This window comes from Pseudomonas sp. QTF5 (genome assembly GCF_000512695.2).
Taxonomy (GTDB): domain Bacteria; phylum Pseudomonadota; class Gammaproteobacteria; order Pseudomonadales; family Pseudomonadaceae; genus Aquipseudomonas.
This window is the reverse complement of sequence record NZ_AZRW02000017.1, coordinates 23,367-47,265: the sequence shown is the minus strand read 5'-3', so window position 1 is coordinate 47,265 and position 23,899 is coordinate 23,367. Positions and strand designations below refer to the sequence as shown.

General features: G+C 61.4%; 10 protein-coding genes and 1 pseudogene. 5 read left to right on the top strand and 6 right to left on the bottom strand.

The window, feature by feature from the left end; all coding sequences use genetic code 11:
• Positions 1 to 31: 31 nt before the first annotated feature.
• The 5 genes from IC37_RS15260 to IC37_RS15240 all read right to left on the bottom strand — a co-directional run bounded on the left by IC37_RS15260 (position 32) and on the right by IC37_RS15240 (position 6,399).
• Positions 32 to 829, bottom strand: coding sequence for an enoyl-CoA hydratase/isomerase family protein (locus tag IC37_RS15260; protein ID WP_030132288.1), 798 nt, complete (start codon positions 827 to 829; stop codon positions 32 to 34).
• Positions 826 to 1,983 (bottom strand): citronellyl-CoA dehydrogenase, encoded by a 1,158-nt coding sequence (atuD, locus tag IC37_RS15255; RefSeq protein ID WP_030132287.1) that lies wholly within the window; start codon positions 1,981 to 1,983, stop codon positions 826 to 828. Before atuD ends, IC37_RS15260 begins: the two co-directional genes overlap by 4 nt.
• 67 nt (positions 1,984 to 2,050) lie before the next feature.
• Positions 2,051 to 3,667, bottom strand: coding sequence for a geranyl-CoA carboxylase subunit beta (gene atuC, locus IC37_RS15250; RefSeq protein WP_030132286.1), 1,617 nt, complete (start codon positions 3,665 to 3,667; stop codon positions 2,051 to 2,053).
• 2 nt (positions 3,668 to 3,669) lie between these two features.
• Complete coding sequence (locus tag IC37_RS15245; protein WP_030132285.1) at positions 3,670 to 4,584, bottom strand: SDR family oxidoreductase; 915 nt, start codon at positions 4,582 to 4,584, stop codon at positions 3,670 to 3,672.
• Between the two features lie 12 nt (positions 4,585 to 4,596).
• A complete protein-coding gene (locus tag IC37_RS15240) occupies positions 4,597 to 6,399 on the bottom strand; it encodes an acyclic terpene utilization AtuA family protein (protein WP_030132284.1) in 1,803 nt (600 codons plus the stop codon).
• 178 nt (positions 6,400 to 6,577) lie between these two features.
• Here IC37_RS15240 and IC37_RS15235 point away from each other — a divergent pair, with 178 nt between their 5' ends.
• The 3 genes from IC37_RS15235 to IC37_RS15225 all read left to right on the top strand — a co-directional run bounded on the left by IC37_RS15235 (position 6,578) and on the right by IC37_RS15225 (position 9,216).
• Complete coding sequence (locus IC37_RS15235; protein WP_030132283.1) at positions 6,578 to 7,204, top strand: TetR/AcrR family transcriptional regulator; 627 nt, start codon at positions 6,578 to 6,580, stop codon at positions 7,202 to 7,204.
• 91 nt (positions 7,205 to 7,295) lie between these two features.
• On the top strand, positions 7,296 to 8,090 hold the full coding sequence (locus IC37_RS15230; RefSeq protein ID WP_030132282.1) for an ABC transporter substrate-binding protein: 795 nt from the start codon (positions 7,296 to 7,298) through the stop codon (positions 8,088 to 8,090).
• Between the two features lie 112 nt (positions 8,091 to 8,202).
• The gene (locus tag IC37_RS15225; RefSeq protein WP_030132281.1) at positions 8,203 to 9,216 is read left to right on the top strand and encodes a GNAT family N-acetyltransferase; all 1,014 of its coding nucleotides are present in this window, start codon (positions 8,203 to 8,205) and stop codon (positions 9,214 to 9,216) included.
• A gap of 147 nt (positions 9,217 to 9,363) precedes the next feature.
• Here IC37_RS15225 and IC37_RS15220 read toward each other — a convergent pair whose 3' ends face one another.
• Positions 9,364 to 9,912 (bottom strand): RNA polymerase factor sigma-70, encoded by a 549-nt coding sequence (locus IC37_RS15220; RefSeq protein ID WP_007894994.1) that lies wholly within the window; start codon positions 9,910 to 9,912, stop codon positions 9,364 to 9,366.
• Positions 9,913 to 10,291: 379 nt separating this feature from the next.
• On the opposite strand from IC37_RS15220, the gene IC37_RS15215 reads away from it, so the two are divergent.
• Positions 10,292 to 23,275 carry a non-ribosomal peptide synthetase gene (locus IC37_RS15215; protein WP_030132280.1) on the top strand — a complete coding sequence of 4,328 codons (12,984 nt, stop codon included), beginning with the start codon at positions 10,292 to 10,294 and terminating at the stop codon, positions 23,273 to 23,275.
• 222 nt (positions 23,276 to 23,497) lie between these two features.
• Positions 23,498 to 23,899, top strand: a pseudogene (locus IC37_RS15210) (alpha/beta fold hydrolase); the annotation flags it as partial.

The window sequence follows — 23,899 nt, the reverse complement described above, 5'->3', positions numbered from 1 at the left end:
CCCTGTGGGAGCGGGCTTGCTCGCGAAGCTTTTAAACGGCCCACCCCGGTTTACGCTTCTGCACAAAAGCCATCGTCCCCTCGACCCCTTCATCCCCGGTCACTGCTTCACTGAACCACTCGGCCGCCTGATCCAGCAGGCCATCCGAAAGTTGTGCGGCACTCGCCAGCAAGAGTTTTTTGGTCGCCGCATTCGCCCCCGGTGCGCAACACAACACATGGGCCAGCACCTCATCGAGGCGCTCGGCCAGGGCTTGCGGGTCATGCTCGACAAAATGCACCAGCCCCATCCGTCGTGCCTGGGTGCCATCGAACCGTGCGGCGGTCAGGGCCAGTCGACGGGCCTGGGTCAGGCCGATGCGCTGCACCACGAACGGCGCGATTTGCGCCGGCAACAGGCCGAGGCTGGTTTCCGGCAGGCCGAATTGCGCCTGATGATCGGCCATCGCGATGTCGCTGACGCAGGCCAGACCGAAACCACCGCCAAGCACCGCGCCTTGCAGCACCGTGATGACCACTTGCGGCGCGTGCTGAGCTTCTTCCAGCAAGGCGCCGAACGCACGGTTCAATTCGCGGTAGGCGGTCGCGCCTTGAGCGCGGGCATTAGCCATGTCCTTGATGTCGGCACCGGCACAAAAATGCCCGCCGGCACCGCCGATAACCAACGCGCGAACCTGCCGGTCATCCCGCACCGCCGCCAGCACCGCGCGCAGCTCGGCGACCATTTGCAGGCTCATGGCGTTGCGACTGTCGGGACGATTGAGGGTGATGTGCAGAACGCCGTTATGTTGTTCGAGCAACAAGGTCTGACAAACAGGGAGGGTGCTCATTTCTTTTTCCCCGGCAGGATGCCCATGAGTTTGCAGATGATCCCCAGCATGATTTCGTCGGCACCGCCGCCGATCGACACCAGCCGCACATCGCGGTAAGCCCGCGCCACCGGGTTGTCCCACATGAAGCCCATGCCGCCCCAATATTGCAGGCAACTGTCGCTGACTTCCCGACCGAGTCGCCCGGCCTTGAGTTTGGCCATGGACGCCAAACGGGTGACGTCCTGGCCTTTGATGTATTGCTCGGTGGCCTGATAGACCAGCGCCCGCAGGCATTCGATTTCGGTTTGCAATTCCGCCAGGCGGAAATGAATGACCTGGTTGTCGATCAGCGCATTGCCGAAGGTTTTGCGCTCCTTGCAATATTCGATGGTGCTGTCGACGCAGTACTCCAGGCCTTTGATCATGTTCGCCGCGCCGAACAATCGTTCTTCCTGGAACTGCAGCATCTGCATCATGAACCCCGCGCCTTCGTGGCCGATGCGGTTGCGTTGCGGCACGCGCACGTTGTCGAAGAATATCTGGGCGGTTTCCGAGCTGCGCATGCCGAGCTTGTCCAGGTGCGAGCTGAGGCTGATCCCGGGGCTGTTCATTGGCACCATGATCAGCGACTTGTTGATGTGCGGCTTGTCGTCCGAGGTGTTGGCCAGCAGACAGATGAAGTCGGCGCTCGGCGAGTTGGTGATCCACATCTTGCTGCCGTTGATCACGTAGTCGTCGCCGTCCTTGCGGGCGGTGGTTTTCAAACCTGCTACGTCGGAGCCCGCGCCGACTTCGGAGACGCCGATGCAGCCGACCTGCTCGCCGGTGATCGCCGGCCGCAGGAACTCATCGCGCAGTTCATCGGAGCCGAAACGCGCCAGAGCCGGGGTGCACATGTCGGTCTGCACGCCGATGGACATCGGAATGCCGCCGCAATGAATGGTGCCGAACTCTTCGGCAGCCACAATCGAATAGCTGTAATCGAGCCCCATGCCGCCGAATTTTTCCGGTTTGGAAATCCCCAGCAGACCGAGGTCGCCCGCCTTGCGGAAGATCTCATGGATCGGAAAGCGCCCGGCCTTTTCCCATTCCTCGACATGAGGGTTGATCTCGTGATCGACGAATTGGCGGACGGTGCGGCGCAGTGCTTCGTGTTCCTGGGTGAAGATCATTTTTATTGTTCTCCTGTGATCGTTCCCACGCTATGCGTGGGAATGCAGCCTTAGAGGCTCTGCGTCATCAAAAACGGGCTACACCAAAGCTGTTGGATTGCAGCGAACGAACCTCGGCCTCATGGCAGATGTCCAGCAAATACCCGAGCAACGTGCGGGTGTCCCGCGGATCGATCAGCCCGTCGTCCCACAGGTTGGCGCTGCCATACAGCGCGGTGGACTGGCTGTCGAGTTTCTGCGCGGTGACCTGTTCCAGCATGTCGAGCATTTTCGGGTCGGGCACCAACCCGTCCTTGAGCTGTTTGGCTTCGGTGACGATCCGCAACACTTTGCCGGCCTGAGCGCCGCCCATCACCGCGGTGCGGCTGTTGGGCCAGGCGAAGATGAAGCGCGGGTCGAGGCCGCGGCCGCACATCGCGTAGTTGCCGGCGCCGTAGGAGCCGCCGACGACGATCGTCAATTTAGGCACCCGAGCATTGGCCACCGCTTGAATCATCTTCGCGCCGTGTTTGATCACGCCTTGCTGTTCCGACTCGGTGCCGACCATGAAGCCGGTGGTGTTGTGGAAAAACAGCAGGGGCGTCTGGCTCTGATCGCAGAGCTGAATGAACTGCGCCGCCTTGCTCGCGCCTTTGGGGGTGATCGGGCCGTTGTTGCCGATGAAGCCGCAGGCTCGACCCTGAATCTGCAAATGCCCACACACCGTCTGCTGATCGAACTCGCCCTTGAATTCGAGGAAGTTCGAAGCGTCAGCAATCCGGGCGATGATTTCGCGCACGTCGTAGGGTTTTTTCGGGTCATCCGGGATCAGACCCAGCAGTTCGTCGATGGGGTAGAGCGGTTCTTCCCAGCGACGTTCGGGTAACCATGGCAGCTGATCGTTCCACCGCAACAGGCTCATGATTTCGCGTACCAGGCGCACACCATCGGCATCGTTCTCGGCCAGGTATTCGGCGGTGCCGGCGGTTTGCGCGTGCATCTCGGCGCCACCCAGTTCTTCATCGGTGGCGACTTCACCAGTCGCTGCCTTGAGCAGCGGCGGCCCGGCGAGAAACAGCTTGGCCTTGCCGCGCACCACCACCACGTAATCCGACAACCCCGGCTGATAAGCGCCGCCCGCCGTGGCCGAGCCATGGACCACGGTGATTTGCGGCAGGCCCATGGCCGACATCCGCGCCTGATTGGCAAAGCTGCGCGCGCCTTCGACGAAAATCTCCGCCGCGTAATTGAGGTTGGCGCCCCCGCTTTCCGCGAGGGTGATCACCGGCAGTTTGTTTTCCATGGCGATCTGTTGCAGGCGCAGGGACTTTTTCAAACCGCTGGGGGAAATCGTTCCACCCTTGATCGCGCTGTTGTTCGCCACCACCAAAACCCGCACGCCGGACACGTAACCGATCCCGGCGATCAAACCGCCGCCAGCCGAGCTGCCGTCCTTGTCGTCGTGCAGCTTGTAGCCGGCCAGGCTCGCGAGTTCGAGGAACGGCGCGCCGGGATCGAGCAATAGATTAAGGCGTTCACGGGGCAGCAGTTGCCCGCGCTTGTCGAACCTGGGTTTGGCTTCGGCGGCTTTGCTCAGCAGGTTCTGCTCGAGCTGACGGACCTGCTCGATGCCGGCCAGCATGGCCGCCCGGTTGCGGGCGAACGCTTCGCTGAACGGGTCGACTTGGGACTGGATGACCGGCATGGTTACTCCTTGTCCTTGAGCTCGTCTGGCTTGGGGATGTCTGGTTTGGACACGTCGGGTCTGAGTACTTCGGGTAAATAGGCGCGGTGAAAGCCGTTGTACGAATGACTGTTCTGCGCCTTGTGCATCGGCCAGGCCCGCCCGCCGAGGCTGGCGGCACCGTCGATGCGCAACGTGCTGCCGCTGACAAAAGCGGCTGCCGGGCTGAGCAGGAAAACAATCGCCGCGCTGACCTCCGATTCGGTGCCGATGCGCTTGAGCGGCACGTGTTCACACAGGGTCGGGATCACGGCCCGGAACGCACCTTCGTAGGTGTCCATGCCGCTGGAGGCGACCCAGCCTGGCGCAACGGCGTTGACCCGCACCCCGGCATAGCCCCATTCAAACGCGGCGGTCTTGGTGAAGTTGTCCATGCCCGAGCGCGCCGCGCCCGAGTGACCCATGCCGGGCATGCCACCCCACATGTCGGCGAGCATGTTGACGATGGCGCCGCCATGCTTGCTCATGGACTGATTGAACACCTCCCGGGCCATCAGAAAACCGCCTACCAGATTGGTGCGCAGTATGGTTTCGAAACCTTTCTGATTGATCGACGCCAGCGGCGAGGGGTACTGCCCCCCGGCATTGTTGACCAGCCCATGAATCGGCCCGTGTTTGCGGATCAATTCGCTGACCAATTGCGTGACGGAGTCTTCATCGCGGATATCGCAGACCTGCCAACTGGCTTTACCCCCGTCTTCGGTGATTTCAGCGGCGACCTTTTTCAGTTTGTCGGCATTACGCCCCACCAGCAGCACATGCGCGCCGAGGGCAGCGAGCTCGTGAGCGGTGCAACGACCGATGCCGCTGCCGCCACCGGTGACAATGATGTTTTGGCCAGCGAACAGGTCGGGTTTGTAAATCGAGTCATAAGCCATGGCGACGGTCCTCTAGTTGACCTGATCGGCGATGCGCTGCGGCACCGGAATCTGGATCTCCAGCAGTTGTTGAGCGAACGCCTTGCCTTGCGGATCGATCCGCAGGCTGGCTACGCCACCGCCGCCGAGTGCGTTCTCCAGAAGGAAATTAAAGCTCTGAGTGCCGGGTAAATACCAGCGTTCGACACGCCCGTGGATCGGGTCGAGGACATGACTCATCCAGTCGACAATCACCTCAGGTGTCAGCGCTTCGGCGATCCACGGCAGGTAGTCGGGATGGCGGGCCATGACGCCGATGTTGCTGTGATTGCCCTTGTCGCCGGAGCGCGCCACGGCGAGTTTGATCAGGGCGACGCTGGCGTCGGCGCGCTCTGTGGGTTGGGGCGGATCGAACGGTAGCGGCAAGTCATCCGGGTCGAGTACATCGAGGGCGGGCAGGGCGCACGGATGGCGCTCACCGGCGAGGTCGATTTCCAGGGTGCAGGCCGTTTTGTCGATCAGGAATGAAAACAGCCGGATCAGCGGGTACACCGTCGGCCGCCCGCCGACGATCCCGGTCAACCCCGGCGCCATGCCGGTGGCGGCCTGGGCGATTTCCCGGGAGAACAGAATCAAGGCCTGCTTGCCCGGATGGCGTACGGCGAGTTTGATCACCACTTCGCGGCTGTCCTGGCGCTGGCCGTGAGGGCCATAAGTGGCTTCGCTGCCCAGCAGTTCGATGTTCACTTCGCTGTAGGGCGCCCAGCCGCGCTGGCTGAAGATTTCCGAAGTCTTGTTGATGATCGCCTGGCTGACCCGTCGGGCCTTGGCCACGGCATCGATCCCGGCGATCAGGCAACTGGCGGTGCAGCGGAAACCGTCCGGATACGTGGCGCTGACCTTGTATTGATCGGTCGGCGGCAAGCCTTTTGCGCCATGCACCTGCACCGCGTTTTTGCCTTGTTGCACGAGTTTGACCTGACTGAAATCGCACACCACGTCCGGCAGCAAATAGGCCTGTGGGTCGCCGATTTCATAAAGCATCTGCTCGCCCACCGTCAGGGGCGTGACCAGACCGCCGGAACTATCGGGTTTGCTGACAATAAACTGGCCGTCTGCGCTGACTTCGATGATCGGAAAACCGATGTGTTCGTAGTCGGGCACGTCATACCAATCGGTGAAATTGCCGCCGGTACACTGGGCGCCACATTCGATAAGGTGCCCGGCCAATGCGGCCTGGGCGAGTTTGTCGTAGTCGTGCCATGACCAGCCGAACTCATGCACCAGCGCGGCGCTGACCACGGCGCTGTCGACCACACGTCCGGTAATCACAATGTCGGCGCCCAGGCGCAGGGCTTCGACGATGCCCGGCGCGCCGAGGTAGGCGTTGGTCGACACGCACATCGGCGGCAGGGGCGTGCCACTGAACATCTCATGGAGGCCAAGGCTGCTCAGGCGTTTGAACTGCGGTTGCAGATCGTCACCCGACAACACGGCGATCTTCAGCGCTACCCCAGCCTTGTCGCAGGCCGATTGCAGGGCAGCGGCGCAAGCCTGTGGATTGACGCCGCCGGCATTGCTGATGACGCGGACCTTCTGTTCGGCGAGCTGGTTGAGGAGGGGGCTGAGGACTTCGATGAAGTCGCTGGCGTAGCCGGCCGCCGGATCTTTCATCCGCGCCCCGGCCATGATCGACATCGTGATCTCGGCCAGATAATCGAACACCAGGTAATCCAGCCGCCCGCCGTCCACCAGTTGCTCGGCGGCGGTCGAGGTGTCGCCCCAGAATGCGCTGGCGCAACCGATGCGGATTGTTTTGGGCGCAGTCAATTCCATAACCACCTCCGACAGAAGTGCTTCGAGACTACCAAGCAAGCGCTTGGTTTGTAAACGACTGAAATATCTTCTGCCCAAGCGCTTGCTTGGTCGCCCCCGCCAGCTTAAATTGCCCGCGCAACCCCGCTGTTTTAGCGGGCAGCGGTGCAATTGATTGATCGACTGTAGGAGAGAACGGGTGGACGAGCAAAAAGCCCTGAGGGTGATGCGCGAATTGGTCGACAACGGCCAATTGACCGACCCGGACAGCGCCCGCGGCAAACTGCTGCAAGTGGCCGCTCACCTGTTTCGCAACAAAGGTTATGAACGGACCACCGTGCGCGATCTGGCCGGTGCGGTGGGTATTCAGTCGGGCAGTATTTTTCATCACTTCAAAAGCAAGGATGAGATCCTGCGGGCCGTGATGGAAGAGACCATTCGCTACAACACCGCGTTAATGCGCGCAGCCCTGACCGAGGCCGGCAGTGTGCGCGAGCGGGTTCTGGCGCTGATTCGCTGCGAATTGCAGTCGATCATGGGCGGCAGCGGCGAAGCCATGGCGGTGCTGGTGTATGAGTGGCGTTCGCTGTCAGCGGAAGGCCAGGCGCAGGTTCTGGCGCTGCGTGATATTTATGAAGACATCTGGTTGCAGGTACTGGGCGAAGCCAAGGACGCCGGTTTTATTCGTGGCGACGTGTTCATCACCCGCCGTTTCCTGACGGGCGCGTTGTCCTGGACCACCACCTGGTTTCGTGCCGATGGCAGCATGAGTCTCGATCAATTGGCCGATGAAGCGCTTATTCTGGTGCTTGAAGAACGGCAGTGAGCCGTCTATCTCGGCAGGAAACTGGCTAAGTCGGCGAAACCGCCTAGCTTGTATGCATTGATGAGTATTTTTTGGGGAGTGGGCTGTTTTGATGTCTTCGCCAATTCGAACAGTGTCTCGGCTTTTGCTGGCGGCGCTTGCAGTGTGCTGCGTATTGCCCTCTCAGGCTGCACAGTTGGTGCGGGTCGGTGCCGCGCATTTTCCACCCTATACCGTGCGCCCGGAGTCCGGTGCCGACACCGGTCTGTTGCCACAACTGGTGGAAGCGCTGAATCAGGTGCAAACCGACTATCAGTTTGTGCTGGTGCCCACCTCCATTCCTCGACGTTTCAACGACTTCAAGGAAGGCCGGGTCGATATGGCGATTTTCGAGAACCCGGACTGGGGCTGGAAGGACATCCCGCATACCCTCGTCGACATGGGCCTGGAAGATGCAGAAATCTTTGTCGCGCAGAAGAAACCCGATCGCGATCAGAATTACTTCAAGGACCTGATGGGCAAGCGCCTGGCGCTGTACAGCGGCTATCACTACGAGTTTGCCAATTTCAATGCCGATCCCAAGTATCTGGCCGACGCCTACAAGGCCACGCTGACCTATTCCCATGACAGCAACTTGCTGATGGTGCTGCGCGCACGAGCGGACATTGCCTTGGTGACACGTTCCTACCTGAGCGATTACCTGCTGCGTAACGAGAAAGTCGGCGAGCAATTGCTGGTGTCGCAACGGATCGATCAGGTCTACCACCATTACGCGCTGATTCGCCCGCAGGCGCCGATTACTGGCGAAGCATTCGGCAAGTTGCTGCAAGGCCTGCGAGACAATGGGCAGATGCTGAAGATTTTCGATCCCTACAAAATTGCCTTGGTACCGGTGGGCAAACCCTGATTCGTGCCCCTGATTCGTGCCATGAGACGCACATTTGGCGACTGCGCTTAAATTTCCCTCCCCGGCTCACGTCACATCGTTGAACAGTCGACGATTATCGTGAGCCCCACCCATGTCCAATCTGAATGACCTGACCACCCTGGCCTTGCCGTCAGGCAATTGTCTTGTAGCCGATGTAACCGCCAGCCGCCTGAGCCTCAGCCTGCAAGGGCAACCGCTGATCGAACTGCGGCTTTCCCGCGAGCCCGCGTTGCATCTGCGGCTGGAGGAGCGTTTCGGCCGTCCTGACGGTCAGGCGTTCTGGGTGGCCTGCTATTGGCTGTTTGCCCGTGATGCGGATTGTCAGCGTCTGACCTGGCACCTCGATGACGTGCCCACCGAAGCTTTGCTCAGCGGATTGCTGATCGCGACCGAAGTTACCGGTCAGTATCGCTGCGAACGCACGCTGTTCTGGCAATTGCCCCAGCCTTGGCTGGGGGAGTCGCGCACCGGCAGCTATCCGCAGCAAATGGTCATCAGTGGCGGCAAGCGCCATCCATTGCGTGCGGTGAAACCCCGTGGTGAGGTGTATCGACGCTTCGATGCGCGGCTCGGTGCGTGGATTTCCTTGCGCACAGTAGAAATCGAGCAAGACCTGGCGCGTTTCAACCGCTGGCAGAACAGCCCGCGGGTGGCGAGTTTCTGGCAAGAGGAGGGCAGTCTCGAGAAGCATCGCGAATACCTGAGCAAGCTCGAAGCCGACCCGCACACCCTGACGCTGATCGGTTGCTTCGATGATCAGCCATTTGCCTATTTCGAAGCCTATTGGGCCAAGGAAGATCGCATTGCGCCGTTCTATGACGCCGGCGATTACGACCGTGGCATTCACATGCTGGTCGGCGAAGAACATCACCGCGGCCCGCACAAGGTGGCGAGCTGGCTATCGGCGTTGGTGCATTACCTGTTTCTCGATGATTCACGCACTCAACGGGTGGTCGCCGAGCCTCGCGCCGACAACGCGAAGATGATCGGGCATATGCACAATCAGTGTTTCCACTGCGAAAAAGAGTTCGACTTCCCGCACAAGCGCGCGGCGCTGATGATGCTGGGGCGTGAGCGGTTTTTTGATCGGTGTTCGTTGGTGTGAGGTGTATGGCTCAAGGTCTGTTGCGGGCTTGAGTCAGCCTTCGCGAGCAAGCCCGCTCCCACAGTAGATTTTTGGTGAACACAAAATCTGTGTTCACACCGATCAAATGTGGGAGCGGGCTTGCTCGCGAATGGCGCGACGCAAATTTCAGCGTCGGGCGAACGTATCCGCACGATTGCCCGACACCTTGCGGCAATGCACCAGCGCGTCACGAATCATGAAGTTCACCAAGGTTGGCGAGACGCCGAGTTCCTTGGCGATGTCTTTTTGCGGTACGCCGTGCAGGCGGTACATCTCGAAGGCGTAACGGGTGCGGCTGGGCAGCTCCGTCAGTGCATCGGCAATGTTTTCCAGGGTCGAGAAATTCATGTGCGAGGTTTCCGGTGAAGCGCCCTGAATCACCACGTTCAGACCTTCCTCTTCCGGGCCCGAGTACTTCTGCTCCAGCGCTTGTTTGCGGTAATGATCGATCGCCAGGTTGCGCACGATCTGGAACAGGTAACTGAGCTGCGCCTTGATTGACGAGGTGATCTGCGGCGCCGATTGCAGCCGGAAGAACGCATCCTGCACCACGTCTTCGGCACGGGATCTGCAGCCGGTGATGCGGGCGGCAATCTTGACCAGAATCAGTCGGTTGTCGACGAAGGCCTGAAGTAGCGGTGAATCGCACCTGCTTGTGGATACTTGTTCCGTCATTGGAAATCACCTTGCTGCAAATAGGGTCGTGGGACGACAGGGGATCGGAGTCGTCCTACACATCGAGCGACAAATTAGGCTTAATGATAATGATTGTCAATTGAGAAAGAGAATTAATGCGCCACAAAAGAGCAGAGTGAGAACTGCGACACGCTGACTCACCTACTGACCGCAAGCCTGCTGGCGCTCTAGCCTGGCGACTAATTATTTCCAGACCCCATCCGTTCTCATTGGTGAATGGCTGCGGGCGGCAACCCCCGGCCAAAACAGCATTCCCAAGCCTTGCGCGGTCGGCGAAGACTGCGTTCTGCATGCCCGTGAACGGGTGTGACGTACGAAACCGATTCCACTTGCAAGCCGAATTCAGGCAGGAAACCTCATGACCGACGCGTTCGAACTCCCCAGCACACTGGTCCAAGCCCTCCAGCGCCGCGCGGCCCTGACGCCGGACCGGGTGGCCTTGCGTTTTCTCGCCGAAACCCAGGATCAGGCTGTGGTGCTCAGTTATCGCGAGCTCGATCAACGGGCGCGAACCATTGCCGGCGCGTTGCAGGCCGAGGCATCGTTCGGCGATCGCGCGGTGCTGCTGTTTCCCAGCGGCCCGGATTACGTCGCGGCGTTTTTTGGCTGTCTTTACGCAGGTGTAATTGCGGTACCGGCCTATCCGCCTGAATCGACCCGTCGTCATCACCAGGAACGTTTGCTGTCGATCATTAGCGATGCCGAGCCGCGCTTGCTATTGACCAGCGCCGACCTGCGCGACGCGTTGCTGCAAATCAACGAGGCGCCGCCGCTGCTGTGTGTCGATACCCTCGACAGCGCCCTGGCCGAACGCTGGGTCGCGCCGGACTTGCAAGGCAATCACATCGCTTTCCTGCAATACACCTCCGGTTCCACCGCGTTGCCTAAAGGCGTGCAAGTCAGTCACGGCAACCTGGTGGCCAACGAACTATTGATTCGTCATGGCTTTGGCATCGATCTGAACCCCGACGACGTGATCGTCAGCTGGTTGCCGCTGTACCACGACATGGGCCTGATCGGCGGCCTGTTGCAGCCGATTTTCAGCGGTGTGCCGTGCGTGTTGATGTCGCCGGCGTACTTCCTCGGTCGGCCATTGCGCTGGCTGGAAGCGATCAGCGAATACGGCGGCACCATCAGCGGCGGGCCGGACTTCGCCTATCGACTGTGCAGCGAACGGGTCAGCGAATCGGCGCTGGAACGCCTCGACCTGAGTGGCTGGCGCGTGGCGTATTCCGGTTCCGAACCGATTCGCCTCGACACCCTGGAACGCTTCGCCGAGAAATTTGCGGCCTGTGGTTTTACGCCGGATAGCTTCATGGCCTCTTACGGCCTGGCCGAAGCCACGCTGTTTGTTGCCGGCAGCCCGCGCGGTCAGGGCATCCCGGCGTTGCGCGTGGATGATCAGGCCCTGGCGCAGAATCGCGCCGAACCGGGCGATGGTAGTCCGATCATGAGTTGCGGCATCAGCCAGCCGGATCACGCGGTGCTGATTGTTGATGCCGTATCGCTCGAAGAACTCACCGACAACGCGGTCGGTGAGGTCTGGGCTGCCGGGCCGAGCATCGCCCATGGCTACTGGCGCAACCCCGAAGCCACGGCCAAGACGTTCGTCCAGCACGCCGGCCGCACCTGGCTGCGCACCGGCGACCTGGGCTTTTTGCGTGATGGGGAATTGTTCATCACCGGGCGCCTGAAAGACATGCTGATCGTTCGCGGTCACAACCTTTATCCGCAGGACATTGAGCAGACCATCGAGCGTGAAGTGGAGGTGGTGCGCAAAGGTCGCGCGGCTGCATTCGCGATTAACATCGAGGGGCAGGAAGGCATCGGCATCGCCGCGGAAATCAGCCGCAGCGTGCAGAAAATCCTGCCGCCCGAGGCGCTGATCAAAGCCATCCGCCAAGCGGTGGCCGAGGCGTATCAGGAAGCGCCGAGCGTGGTGGTATTGCTCAATCCGGGGGCGCTGCCGAAGACGTCCAGCGGCAAGTTGCAACGCTCGGCGTGCCGCAATCGCCTGGCCGATGGACGCCTCGACAGCTATGCGCTGTTCCCGTCGGCAGACATCGCAAGCACATCTGAAACCAACACCGGCTCAAAGCTGCAAACCCTGATTGGCCAGATCTGGTGTGAGCAATTGCAGGTCAAACAGGTCAACGCCGACGATCACTTCTTCCTGCTCGGCGGCAACTCCATCGCCGCCACTCAAGTGGTCGCACGCCTGCGTGAAGAGCTGGGGCTGGAGCTGAATCTGCGCCTGTTGTTCGAAGCGCCGACCCTCGGCGCATTCGCTACCGCGGTTGCCCGGCAACAACAGGATGGCGGCGTGGCCCAAGGCGCGATCATGCCCTTGTCGCGCAGTGATGCCATGCCGCAATCCCTGGCGCAAAACCGTTTATGGATCACCTGGCAACTCGACCCGCAGAGCAGCGCCTATAACATTCCCGGTGCCTTGCGCTTGCGCGGCGAGCTGGACGAAGACGCCTTGCGCGCCAGCTTCCAGCAACTGATCGAACGTCACGAATCCTTGCGCACACGGTTTTTCGAGCGTGACGGTGTGGCCCTGCAACAGGTCATTGCTGCCGGCGAATTCAACCCGCAAGTGATCGACATCAGCGACCTGCCAGCCGCCGAGCGTGAAGCCCGCGTGCAGCAAATTCGCGAGGACGAAGCCCGTACCCAGTTCGATCTGGAAAAAGGCCCGCTGCTGTGGGTGACGCTGGTACGCCTCGGCGATGAGGACCATCAACTGCTGGTGACCATGCACCACATCATCGCCGACGGCTGGTCGATGAACGTGTTGATTGACGAGTTCTCTCGCCTGTATGCGGCGGCCTCCCAAGGCCAGACCGCCAGCCTTCCAGCGTTGCTGACGCAATACGCCGACTACGGCAGCTGGCAGCGCCAGTGGTTGGCGCAAGGGGAGGGCGAGCGTCAACTCGCTTACTGGAAAGAGCAGTTGGGCGTTGAACATCCGACCCTGAGCCTGGCCACCGATCATCCGCGTTCGACGCAACACATTCACAGCGCCGCCCGCCACACGCTACGTTTGGACGCGAGCCTGAGCGATGCCATTCGCCAGACTGCCCAGGCCCATGAATCGACACCGTTCATGCTGTTGCTCGCAGCATTCCAGAGCCTGCTGCATTGCTACAGCGGCCAACGCGACATCCGCATCGGCGTGCCGAATGCCAACCGTCCGCGCCTCGAAACCCAAGGGCTAATCGGCTTCTTCATCAACACCCAGGTGCTGCGCGCCGAGGTGGATTCGCGACTGCCGTTCGTTGAGTTGCTGGCGCAAACCCGTCAAGCCGCATTGGGCGCGCAAGCGCATCAGGATCTGCCATTCGAACAACTGCTCGAAGCCTTCCCGCAGGCCCGCGAACAAGGCCTGTTCCAGGTCATGTTCAACCATCAGCAACGTGATCTCAGCGCACTGCGCCGATTGCCGGGACTGCTCGCCGAAGAGCTGCCGTGGCACAGTCGCGAAGCCAAGTTCGACCTGCAACTGCACAGCGAAGAGGACCGCAACGGTCGCCTGAGCCTGTCGTTCGACTACGCCAGCGAATTGTTTGACGCGACAACCATCGAGCGTCTGGCCGAGCATTTCGCCAATCTGCTGCGAGCCGTCTGCGAACAACCGACGACCGCCATCGGCGACCTGCAACTGCTGACCCCGGGCGAGCACGATCAGCAATCCGCCTGGAGCGCCGCACCGTGCACACCAGCCAGCCAATGGCTGCCTGAGTTGCTCAACGAACAAGCGCGCCAGACCCCGGAACGCATCGCGCTGCTGTGGGACGGTGGCAGCCTGGACTTCGCCGAGCTGCACGCCCAAGCCAACCGCCTGGCGCATTACCTGCGCGATAAAGGCATCGGCCCGGACGTGTGCGTGGCCATCGCCGCCGAGCGTTCGCCGCAGTTGTTGATTGGCTTGCTGGCGATCATCAAGGCCGGCGGCGCTTATGTGCCGCTGGACCCGGACTACCCGGCCGAGCGCCTGGCCTACATGCTCAGCGACAGTGGCGTCGAGCTGCTGCTGACCCAAACCGAATTACTCGATCGCTTGCCAGCCACCGACAGCGTCAGCGTGATTGCCATGGACGCCCTGCATCTGGAGAGCTGGCCAAGCCATGCGCCCGGTCTGCACCTGCACGGCGACAACCTGGCCTACGTGATTTATACCTCCGGCTCCACCGGTCAGCCGAAGGGCGTTGGCAATACTCACGCGGCCCTCGCTGAACGCCTGCAATGGATGCAAGCCACCTACCGTCTGGACCAAACCGATGTGCTGATGCAAAAAGCGCCGATCAGTTTCGACGTGTCGGTATGGGAATGCTTCTGGCCGCTGATCACCGGTTGCCGCCTGCTGCTCGCCGGCCCTGGCGAACACCGCGATCCGCATCGCATCGCGCAACTGGTTCAGCAGTACGGCGTGACCACACTGCACTTCGTGCCACCGTTGCTGGCGTTGTTCATCGACGAACCACTCAGCGCCGAATGCACCAGCTTGCGCCGGCTGTTCTCCGGTGGCGAAGCGTTGCCCGCCGAACTGCGCAATCGCGTACTGGAACACCTGCCGGCGGTGCAACTGCACAACCGCTACGGCCCGACCGAAACGGCAATCAACGTCACCCACTGGCACTGCACAACCGCCGATGGCGAGCGTTCGCCGATTGGCCGGCCATTGGGCAACGTCTTCTGCCGAGTACTCGACAGCGATCTCAATCCGGTACCGGCCGGTGTGCCGGGTGAACTGTGCATCAGCGGTATCGGTTTAGCCCGAGGTTACCTTGGTCGTCCAGGCTTGACCGCGGAACGCTTTGTGGTCGATCCGATGGGCGAGCAGGGCGCACGTCTGTACCGCACCGGCGACCGTGCTCGCTGGACCGCCGACGGCGTGATCGAATACCTCGGCCGTCTCGATCAGCAAGTCAAACTGCGTGGTTTTCGTGTCGAGCCGGAAGAAATCGAGGCGCGTTTGTTGGCGCAGCCCGGAGTCGCCCAAGCGGTGGTGCTGGTACGCGAAACGGCGGCCGGTGGGCAGTTGATCGGTTATTACACCGCCACTGAAACCAGCGAAACCATCGATGCTCAAACCACGCGCCTGAAAACCGCGCTGGCGGCTGAGCTGCCGGAATACATGGTCCCGGCGCAACTTATGCGTCTGGATGAAATGCCGTTAAGCCCGAGCGGTAAACTCGACCGCCGCGCCTTGCCGGAGCCCCAGTGGCAAGTCCGCGAGCACGTCGAACCGGTCACTACCCTTGAGCAACAAATCGCCGGCATCTGGCGTGAAGTGCTGGGCCAAACACAGATCGGCCTGCGCGATGACTTCTTTGCCCTCGGCGGCCATTCTTTGCTGGCCACGCAAATCATTTCCCGCACCCGCCAGGCCTGCGACGTCGAGTTACCGCTGCGGGCGCTGTTCGAAAACAGCGAACTGGGCGCATTTGCCGAACAGGTTCGCTTGATCCAGGCCGGCGGCAAAACCAACCAACAGCCACCGATCGAGAAGGTCGACCGCAGCCAACCGGTGCCACTGTCCTATTCCCAACAGCGCATGTGGTTCCTCTGGCAGATGGAACCGGACAGCCCGGCCTACAACGTCGGCGGCATGGCGCGGTTGCGCGGCGTGCTGGATGTCGGGCGTTTCGAAGCTGCGCTGCAAGCGTTGATCATGCGTCACGAAACCCTGCGCACGACGTTTCCGAGCGTCGACGGCGTGGCCCGCCAACAGGTTCATCCAGACACCCGCCTGCGCATGGACTGGAAGGATTTCACCACGCTGGATGCCGATGGCCGTGAATGGCAGGTCCAGCAACTGGCCGATGACGAAGCCCATAAACCTTTCGATCTGGAAACCGGGCCGCTGCTGCGTGCATGTCTGGTCAAGACCGCCGAGCAGGAGCATTACTTCGTCCTGACCCTGCATCACATCGTCACCGAAGGCTGGGCGATGGACATCTTTGCCCGGGAATTGAGCGCGCTCTACGAAGCGTTCGTCGATGACCGCGAATCGCCGCTGCAACCGCTGCCGGTGCAATATCTGGATTACAGCGTGTGGCAGCGTCAGTGGCTGGAGTCCGGCGAACGTCAGCGTCAGCTCGATTACTGGACTGCGCAATTGGGGCGCGAACACCCGCTGCTGGAGTTGCCGGCCGATCGTCCGCGTCCGCCGGTGCAAAGCCATCAGGGCGAATTGTTCCGCTTCGACCTGAGCGATGAGCTCGCGGCGCGGGTTCGTGCCTTCAACGCACACAATGGTCTGACCCTGTTCATGACCATGACTGCCGCGCTGGCGGTGCTGCTTTACCGCTACAGCGGCCAGACCGATCTGCGCATTGGCGCGCCGGTGGCCAACCGTATTCGCCCGGAAAGCGAAGGGCTGATCGGCGCGTTCCTCAACACTCAAGTGCTGCGTTGCCAGCTCGACGGGCAGATGTCTGTCGGCGAGTTGTTCGAGCAGGTTCGCCACACCGTGATTGAAGGCCAGTCCCATCAGGACCTGCCGTTCGATCATCTGGTGGAAGCCTTGCAACCACCGCGCAGCGCGGCGTACAACCCGCTGTTCCAGGTGATGTGCAACGTGCAGCGCTGGGAATTCCAGCAGAGTCGCACCCTGGCCGGGATGACTGTCGAGTACCTGGCTAACGATGCGCGAGCGACCAAGTTCGACCTCAACCTGGAAGTCACCGACCTCGATCATCGCCTCGGTTGCTGCCTGACTTACAGCACCGATTTGTTCGACGAGCCGCGCATTGCGCGCATGGCCGGGCACTGGCGCAATCTGCTGGAAGCGTTGCTTGCCGATCCGCAACAGCGCTTGAGTGAGCTGCCGTTGCTGGAAGCCACTGAACAGCAAAACCTGCTCGACAGCCTCGGCATCGAGCCGGGCGAGCATCGCCTCGATCAATGCATCCATCACCTGTTCAGCGAACAGGCGCTGGTGCGCAAGGACGCGCCGGCCCTGACGTTCGCCGGGCAAACCTTGAGCTACGCCGAGCTCGACAGCCGCGCCAATCGTTTGGCCTGGATGCTGCGCGAGCGCGATGTCGGGCCACAGGTGCGGGTCGGTCTGGCCCTGGAGCGCTCGCTGGAGATGGTCATCGGCCTGCTGGCGATCCTCAAGGCTGGCGGTGCCTATGTGCCGCTGGACCCGGAATACCCGCTGGATCGCTTGCACTACATGATCGAAGACAGCGGCATCGGTTTGCTGCTCAGCGATGCGGCGATGTTCGCGGCGCTCGGTGAATTGCCGGTCAGCGTCGGCCGCTGGTGCCTGGAAGACGACGCCGCTGCACTGGCCGATTACCCGGCCAGCGAACTGCCGTTTATCAGCCTGCCGCAACATCAGGCGTACCTGATTTACACCTCCGGCTCCACTGGCAAACCGAAAGGCGTGGTGGTGTCCCACGGTGAAATCGCCATGCATTGCCGCGCCGTGATTGAGCGCTTCGCCATGCGACCCGATGACTGCGAATTGCACTTCTATTCGATCAACTTCGACGCCGCGACCGAGCGTCTGCTGGTGCCGCTGTTGAGCGGCGCGCAGGTTGTCCTGCGTGCGCAAGGCCAGTGGGATGCGCAAGAAATCTGCGGGCTGATTCGTCGGCACAGCATCAATATTCTTGGTTTCACCCCAAGCTACGGCAGCCAGTTGGCGCAATGGCTGGCGACCCAGGGCGAAACCCTGCCAGTGCGTATGTGCATCACCGGCGGCGAAGCCCTGACCGGCGAACACCTCCAACGGATTCGCGCGGCGTTCAAACCAAGCCTGTTTTTCAACGCTTATGGCCCGACCGAAACCGTGGTCATGCCGCTCGCCAGCCTGGCACCCGAGCAACTGGAAGAAGGGCTGGGCAGCGTGCCGATCGGCAGCGTGATTGGCGCTCGCGTCGCTTACATCCTCGACGCCGATCTGGCGTTGGTGCCGCAAGGCGCGACAGGCGAGTTGTATGTCGGCGGTGCCGGTCTGGCGCAGGGGTATCACCAGCGTCCGGGCATGACCGCCGAACGGTTTGTCGCCGACCCTTTTGCAGCGAACGGTGGACGTTTGTACCGCACCGGCGATCTTGTCCGTCAGCGCGTCGATGGTCTGGTCGAGTACCTCGGCCGGATCGACCATCAAGTGAAGATCCGCGGTTTCCGCATCGAACTGGGCGAGATCGAAACCCGTTTGCTGGAACACGAATCCGTGCGTGAAGCAGTGGTGCTGGCCCTCGACGCACCGAGCGGCAAGCAATTGGTCGGCTACCTGGTCACCAGCGTCGCCGAACAGGATGAGGCGCAACAAACTGCATTGCGCGAAGCGTTGAAGGCGCACCTCAAATCGCAGTTGCCGGATTACATGGTGCCGACGCATCTGATCCTGTTGGCCAGCATGCCGCTGACCGCCAACGGCAAGCTTGACCGCCGCGCACTGCCGGCCCCGGACCCGGAGTTGAATCGTCAGCAGTACGTGGCGCCGAGCAACGAACTCGAACTGACCCTGGCCGGGATCTGGTGCGAAGTGCTGAACGTCCAGCAGGTCGGCCTCAACGACAACTTCTTCGAACTGGGCGGCGATTCGATTCTGTCGATCCAGGTGGTCAGCCGTGCGCGGCAGCAGGGCATCCACTTCAGCCCGCGTGACCTGTTCCAGCACCAGACCGTGCAAACTCTCGCCGCCGTCGCGACCCGCACCGAGCAGGTCACCGCCGAACAAGGTTTGCTCACAGGCGAATCGCGTTTGACGCCGATTCAGCACTGGTTCTTCGACACTGAAATCCCGGAGCGTCAACACTGGAACCAGGCGTTGCTGCTGGAGCCGACCGTGGCGCTCGACCCGCATCGTCTGGAGCAAGCGCTGCTGGCGGTGATCGAACAGCACGACGCCTTGCGCCTACGCTTTACCGAAGTCGCCGGCCGTTGGCAGGCCGAGCACCAGGCGGTTTCCGAGGCCGCCGTGCTGTGGCAAGTGCATGTGCCGGCCATGGATAAATGTGTGGCGCTGTTCGCCGACGCTCAACGCAGCCTCGACCTCGAGCAAGGGCCGCTGATGCGGGCGCTGCTGGTGGATGATTCTGCGGGGCAACAACGGCTGTTCATTGCCATTCACCACCTGGTGGTGGACGGGGTGTCGTGGCGGGTGCTGCTGGACGATCTGCAAACGATTTATCGTCAGCTCGAGTCTCGGCAGTCAGTAAAACTGCCGGCGAAAACCAGCGGCTTCAAGGATTGGGCCGCACGGTTGCAGGCTTACGCCGGCAGCGAATCCCTGCGTGAAGAATTGAGCTGGTGGCAGACGCAATTGGCCGGCACCAGCGCTGAATTGCCGTGTGATCGTCCACAGGGTGGTCAGCAAAATTGTGACGCACAAACCGTCAGCGTGCGCCTCGACAGCGAGCGTACCCGCCGACTGCTGCAACAGGCACCGACGGCCTATCGCACTCAGGTCAATGATCTGCTGCTGACTGCATTGGCCCGTGTGGTGTGCCGCTGGAGCGGTCATGAGTCGGCGTTGATTCAACTCGAAGGCCACGGCCGCGAAACCCTGTTCGACGAGATCGACCTGACCCGCACTGTCGGCTGGTTCACCAGCGCCTATCCGCTACGCCTCACACCTGCGAATGGACAGGGGGCGTCGATCAAGGCGATCAAGGAGCAACTGCGCGCGGTGCCGCACAAAGGTTTGGGTTATGGCGTGCTGCGTTATCTGGCTGATGGCGTGTGCCGTCAGACCATGGCTGCATTGCCGGTGGCGCCGATCACCTTCAACTACCTGGGCCAATTCGACCAGAGCTTCGGCAGCGATGCGCTGTTCCGTCCGCTCGATGAACCGGTGGGCGCGGCCCACGATCCACACGCGCCGCTGCCCAACGAGCTGAGCGTCGACAGTCAGGTGTACGGCGGTGAGTTGGTATTGCGCTGGACCTTCAGCGCCGAACGCCACGATCTGCAAACCATCACTGAACTGGCAGAAGCGTATCTGGGCGAGTTGCAAAGCCTGATCCAGCATTGCCTGAGCGACAACGCGGGCGGCCTGACGCCATCGGACTTCCCGCTGGCCAAACTGACTCAGCCGCAACTCGACGCGTTGCCAGTGCCAGCGGCGATGATCGAAGACGTCTACCCGCTGACCCCGATGCAGGAAGGCATGCTGCTGCACACCTTGCTCGAACCGGGCACCGGCCTCTACTACATGCAGGACCGCTACCGCATCAACAGCGAACTCGACCCGCAACGTTTCGCCCAGGCCTGGCAAGCGGTGATTGCTCGACACGAAGCTTTGCGCGCCTCGTTCTGCTGGAACGTTGGTGAAGATATGCTGCAAGTGATCCACAAACCGGGCAGCACGCCGATCGAATACCTCGACTGGACTGGCGTCGCGGAAACCGAGCAAGAACCGAAGTTGCAGGCGCTGCTGAAAAGCGAGCGTGAGGCCGGGTTCGATTTGCTCAATCAGGCACCGTTCCACCTGCGCTTGATCCGCGTGGGCGCGGCGCGTTACTGGTTCATGATGAGCAACCACCACATCCTCATCGATGCCTGGTGCCGTTCGCTGTTGATGAACGATTTCTTCGAAATCTACACCGCCCTCGGCGAAGGCCGGCAAGCGCAATTGGCCGTGCCACCGCGTTATCGCGATTACATCGGCTGGTTGCAACGCCAGAGCCTCGCCGAAGCACGGCAGTGGTGGCGGCAAAACCTGCAAGGTTTCGAGCGCACCACGCCGATTCCGAGCGACCGCCCATTCCTGCGTGAACATGCTGGCGAAAGCGGCGGCATGATCGTCGGCGACCGCTACACACGGCTCGATGCCCGCGATGGTGCGCAATTGCGCGAACTGGCCCAGGCCCATCAGCTGACCATCAACACCTTCGCCCAGGCAGCATGGGCGCTGGTGCTGCGCCGCTTGAGCGGTGATCGCGACGTGCTGTTCGGCGTCACCGTGGCCGGGCGCCCGGTGGAAATGCCGGAGATGCAGCGCACGGTCGGGCTGTTCATCAACAGCATCGCCCTTCGGGTGAAAATGCCCGAGGACGATCAGCGTTGCAGCGTTCGTCAGTGGCTCAGCGGTTTGCTCGACAGCAACATGCAACTGCGCGAGTACGAATACCTGCCGCTGGTGAGCATTCAGGAAAACAGCGAGCTGCCTAAAGGCCAGCCGCTGTTCGACAGCCTGTTCGTGTTCGAAAACGCGCCGGTGGAAGTCTCGGTGCTCGACCGCGCGCAGAGCCTCAACGCCACCTCGGATTCGGGCCGTACCCACACCAACTTCCCGTTGACGGCGGTGTGTTATCCGGGCGATGACCTGGGCTTGCACCTGTCCTACGACCAGCGTTATTTCGACGAATCCACGGTCGAGCGCATGCTCGGTGAATTCAAGCGCCTGCTGCTGGCGTTGGTCGAAGGCTTCCATGGCGACATGGCCGATCTGCCGCTGCTGGGCACCGAGGAACAGGACTTCCTGATCCATGGCTGCAACCAGAGCGAACACGAGTATCCGCTGGAGCAGAGCTATGTCTCATTGTTCGAAGCGCAGGTTGCCGAGCATCCGCAGCGAATTGTCGCCAGTTGCCTGGATCAGCAGCACAGCTATGTTGAGCTGAACCAGCGCAGCAACCGTCTCGGTCATGCCTTGATCGCCGCGGGTGTCGGGCTCGATCAACCGGTGGCGCTGCTCGCCGAACGTAACCTCGATCTGCTGGGCATGATCATCGGCAGCTTCAAGGCCGGGGCCGGTTACCTGCCGCTGGACCCGGGCCTGCCGAGTCAGCGTCTGAGCCGGATCATCGACCTGAGCCGCACGCCGTTGCTGGTTTGTACCCAGGCATGCCACGAACAAGCGCTGGCGTTGCTCGATGAGTTCGGCTGCGCCAATCGGCCGAAGTTGCTGGTCTGGGAAGACGTGCAGGCGAGCGATGTTTCGGTGGCCAATCCGGGCATCTACAGCGGTCCGGACAACCTCGCCTATGTGATCTACACCTCGGGCTCCACAGGTCTGCCGAAGGGCGTGATGGTCGAGCAGCGCGGCATGCTCAATAACCAGTTGAGCAAGGTGCCGTACCTGAAACTGAGCGATGCCGACGTGATCGCCCAGACCGCCTCGCAAAGCTTCGACATTTCGGTCTGGCAGTTCCTCGCGGCACCATTGTTCGGCGCTCGGGTGGACATCGTGTCCAACAGCATTGCCCATGATCCGCAGGGGTTGCTGGCCCATGTTCAGAGCCACGGCATCACCGTGCTGGAAAGCGTGCCGTCGCTGATTCAGGGCATGCTCGCCCAGGAGCGCATGAGCCTCGATGGCTTGCGCTGGATGCTGCCGACCGGTGAAGCGATGCCGCCGGAACTGGCGCATCAATGGTTGCTGCGTTACCCGGAAATTGGCTTGGTGAACGCCTATGGCCCGGCGGAATGCTCGGACGATGTGGCGTTCTTCTGTGTCGATCTGGCCTCGACGCGCGGCAGTTATCTGCCGATTGGTACGCCGACGGATAACAACCGTTTGTACCTGCTCGATGGCGCAATGGAATTGGTGCCGTTGGGCGCGGTGGGTGAGTTGTGTGTGGCTGGTACCGGCGTGGGTCGCGGCTATGTGAGCGATCCGTTGCGCACTGCGCAAGTGTTTGTGCCGAACCCGTTCGGTGCGCCGGGGGATCGCTTGTATCGCACCGGCGACCTGGCCCGACGTCGCAGTGATGGCGTGCTGGAATACGTCGGGCGTATCGACCATCAAGTGAAGATCCGCGGTTACCGCATCGAACTGGGTGAAATCGAGGCCCGTCTGCACGAGCAACCGGAAGTTCGCGATGCAGCGGTCGGTGTGCAGGAAGGCGTCAACGGCAAGCATTTGGTCGGCTATTTGGTTGCAGCGGATTCGGCGCTGAATCCGAACGAACGGCTGGAGCGCATCAAGCAGCGCTTGCGTGCCGAGTTGCCGGAATACATGGTGCCGCTGCACTGGTTGTGGCTCGACAAGCTGCCGCTCAACGCCAACGGCAAACTCGATCGCAAGGCCTTGCCGACGCTGGAGATCGGCCAGTTGCAGAGCCAGGACTATCAGGCGCCGCGCAATGAGCTGGAGCATACCCTGGCGAATATTTGGGCCGAGGTGTTGAAGGTCGAGAAGGTCGGCGTGCGTGACAACTTCTTCGAGCTCGGCGGGCATTCGCTGCTGGCCACACAGATCGCCTCGCGGGTGCAAAAAGCCCTGCAACGCAACGTGCCGCTGCGGGCGATGTTCGAGTGCAGCACGGTGGCGGAGTTGGCCGAGTACATCGACGGGTTGGCGGCGAGCGACATTACCGAGGAGAAGGTGGATCGGTTGAATGACCTGATGGCGGAGTTGGAGGGCCTTTGATTCTTTAGCGTTTGTGAAGGCCCCTTCGCGAGCAAGCCCGCTCCCACATTTGTCCTGCGAACACAGGTCCAGTGGGAGCGGGCTTGCTCGCGAAAGGGCCAGTGCAGGCACCACAAAGCTCCGGGTTGACTGTCGGTCCCATGCGGCTCAGTCTTCCTGTGCTTTTTTAATGGATCCGATTTCACCAGGGAGACAGTCGATGCCCTTCGTAACGGTTGATGGACAAGTGTGATCTCGCCGCAACTGCTCGACATTATTGTGCCGATCTTCTTCCGTCCGGGTATCGATCCGCAGTCGGCGCTGTATCAGGATTTTCGCGCCAGACTGGCTGCGCTGCCGGCCGACCGCTTGCGTGAAAGCATCGTGCCGATGGGGCGGATTACCTTTGGTCGTGATGATCTGTTGTCGCGCCTGGGTGAACTGAATCCTGAAACCACGCTGTTGATGTGCGGCGATCAGGACAAACCGCGACCGCCGTCGGAAACCAAAGAAATGGCCGAGTTGATCGGTTGCCCGTATGTGCTGGTGCCGGAGGCGGGGCATATCTCCAATCTGGAGAATCCGGGATTCGTCACCGAGGCGCTGCTGAGATTTCTGGGCGAGAGAACCTGCAAGTCCGTGTAA